Origin of the sequence: Sandarakinorhabdus sp., assembly GCF_031430775.1 — a bacterium.
In the GTDB taxonomy this organism is placed as follows: Bacteria; Pseudomonadota; Alphaproteobacteria; order Sphingomonadales; family Sphingomonadaceae; genus Sandarakinorhabdus.
On sequence record NZ_JANPCD010000008.1, the window covers coordinates 1 to 3,084 of the forward strand.

Genomic DNA, 3,084 nt, shown 5'->3' on the forward strand with positions numbered 1-3,084 from the left:
TTATTCCGGCCGTTCGGTCATCGTGACGGGTCCGGAATTGAAGCTGCACCAGTGCGGCCTGCCCAAGAAGATGGCGCTCGAGCTGTTCAAGCCGTTCATCTATTCGCGTCTTGATGCCAAGGGTCTGTCGATGACCCTCAAGCAGGCCAAGAAGTGGGTCGAAAAGGAACGCAAGGAAGTCTGGGACATCCTCGACGAGGTCATCCGCGAACATCCGGTGCTGCTCAACCGCGCGCCGACGCTGCACCGTCTTGGCATCCAGGCCTTTGAACCCGTGCTGATCGAGGGCAAGGCCATCCAGCTGCACCCGCTGGTCTGCTCGGCCTTCAACGCCGATTTCGATGGCGACCAGATGGCTGTCCACGTGCCGCTGAGCCTTGAGGCCCAGCTCGAAGCGCGCGTGCTGATGATGTCGACCAACAACATCCTGTCGCCCGCCAACGGCAAGCCGATCATCGTGCCGTCGCAGGACATGGTGCTGGGTCTGTATTATCTGTCGATGGAATCCGAAGGCGAACCCGGCCAGGGCATGGCCTTTGGCGACATGGCCGAAGTCCATCAGGCGCTGCACGGCAAGTTCGTGACGCTGCACACCAAGATCACGGCGCGCGTCCCGGCCACCGACGAAGACGGCAAGGCCTATATGCGCCGCGTGCAGACCACGCCGGGCCGGCTGCTGCTCAGCGAAACCCTGCCCAAGTCGCACAAGGTGCCGTTCGAAACCATCAACCGCCTGCTGACCAAGAAGGAGATCGGCGATGTCATCGACACCGTCTATCGCCACACCGGCCAGAAGGAGACGGTGCTGTTCGCCGATGCCATCATGGCGCTGGGCTTCCGCCACGCGTTCCAGGCCGGCATTTCCTTCGGCAAGGACGACATGGTCATCCCCGCCGCAAAGGGCCCGCTGGTCGATCAGACCAAGGCGCAGGTGAAGGATTTCGAACAGCAGTATCAGGACGGCCTCATCACCCAGGGTGAAAAGTACAACAAGGTCGTCGATGCCTGGGCGCGTTGCGGTGACCAGGTCGCCACCGAAATGATGAAGGAAATCAGCGCCAAGAAGAAAACGCCCGACGGGCGCGAGGCGCAGATCAACTCCATCTACATGATGGCGCACTCCGGTGCCCGTGGCTCGCAAGCGCAGATGAAGCAGCTTGCCGGCATGCGCGGCCTCATGGCCAAGCCGTCGGGCGAGATCATCGAAACGCCGATCATCTCGAACTTCAAGGAAGGCCTGACCGTCCTTGAATACTTCAACTCCACCCACGGCGCCCGCAAGGGTCTGGCCGATACCGCGCTCAAGACGGCGAACTCGGGTTATCTCACCCGCCGTCTGGTCGATGTCAGCCAGGATTGCGTCGTCATCGAGCAGGATTGCGGCACCGAACGCGGCATGTTGATGAAGGCCATTGTCGAAGGCGGCAACACCATCGTGTCGCTGGCCGAACGCATCCTTGGCCGCACCGTGCTGGTGGACATCGTCGACGCCAAGACCGGCGAAGTGGTGGCACCGGCCGGGCTGTTGCTCGATGAAGCCGATGTCGCGCGCATCGAAAAGGCTGCCGTTGCCGAAGTGAAGATCCGCTCGCCATTGCTGTGCGAAACGCGCGGCGGTGTCTGCGGAACCTGCTATGGCCGCGATCTTTCGCGCGGCACGCCCGTCAATGCCGGCGAAGCTGTTGGTGTGATTGCAGCGCAGTCGATCGGCGAGCCGGGCACGCAGCTGACCATGCGTACCTTCCACATCGGCGGCGCCGCCCAGGTGTCCGAACAGTCGACACTGGAATCGCCGGTGGATGGCACGCTGGAATTCCGCGCCCTGTCGACCATCGCCGACAGCCGTGGCCGCAACATCTCCATGGCCCGCAACGGCGAACTGGTGCTGCGCGATGCCGAAGGCCGTGAACGCTCGATCCACCGTATCCCTTACGGTGCCATGCTGACCCATCTCGAAGGCGCCCAGGTGTCCAAGGGTGATCGGCTGGCCGAATGGGATCCGTACACCCTGCCGGTCATCACCGAGAAATCGGGCAAGGTGAAATATCAGGATCTGGTCGAAGGCGTCTCGCTGCGCGAAGAAACCGACGAAGCCACCGGCATTGCCAACAAGGTCGTCAGCGACTGGAAGGCCATCAACAAGAAGGATGACCTGCGTCCGCGCATCACTCTGCTTGACGATGCCTCGGGCGAAACCGCGCGTTACCTGCTCGCCGTCGATGCGATTTTGTCCGTCAACGACGGTCAGGACGTGTTCGCCGGTGACGTGGTTGCCCGCATCCCGCGCGAAGCTGCCAAGACCCGCGACATCACCGGCGGTCTGCCGCGTGTTGCCGAACTGTTCGAAGCGCGCATTCCCAAGGACAATGCCATCATTGCTCGCACCACGGGCCGCGTCGAATTTGGCAAGGACTACAAGACCAAGCGCCGCATCTCGATCCGCCCCGAGGACGGCGGCGATGTTGCGGAATATCTGGTGCCCAAGGGCAAGCACGTGGCCGTTCAGGAAGGCGATTTCGTTCGCAAGGGCGATTATCTGATCGACGGCAACCCCAACCCGCACGACATCCTTGAAGTGCTGGGCGTGGAGCCGCTGGCCGAATATCTCTGCGCGGAAATCCAGGAGGTCTATCGCCTCCAGGGTGTGCGCATCAACGACAAGCACATCGAAGTGATTGTCCGCCAGATGCTGCAAAAGGTCGAAATCACCGAAAGCGGCGACACCACGCTGCTTGTCGGCGAACAGGTCGACCGTGAAGAGATGGACACCGAAAACGGCAAGCTGCCGGCAGGCTCCGTGTTTGCCGCTGGCAAGCCGATCCTGCTCGGCATCACCAAGGCGTCGCTCCAGACCAAGAGCTTCATCTCGGCCGCCTCGTTCCAGGAAACCACCCGCGTGCTCACCGAAGCAGCGATCCAGGGCAAGATCGATACGCTCGAGGGCCTCAAGGAGAACGTGATCGTCGGCAGGCTCATTCCGGCCGGCACCGGCGGCATGCTGTCAAGGCTGAAGCAGGTCGCGGAAAAGCGCGACACGCTGATCCTCGAAGAGCAGGCAAGGGCGGCGGAAATCCTGCCCGCGGC

General features: G+C 62.2%; 1 protein-coding gene. It reads left to right on the forward strand.

Features of this window, described 5'->3' with window-relative positions:
• Positions 1 to 3,084, forward strand: a 3,084-nt coding sequence (gene rpoC / locus RMQ73_RS00340; protein WP_310495966.1) for a DNA-directed RNA polymerase subunit beta', incomplete at both ends; no start/stop codon positions are given.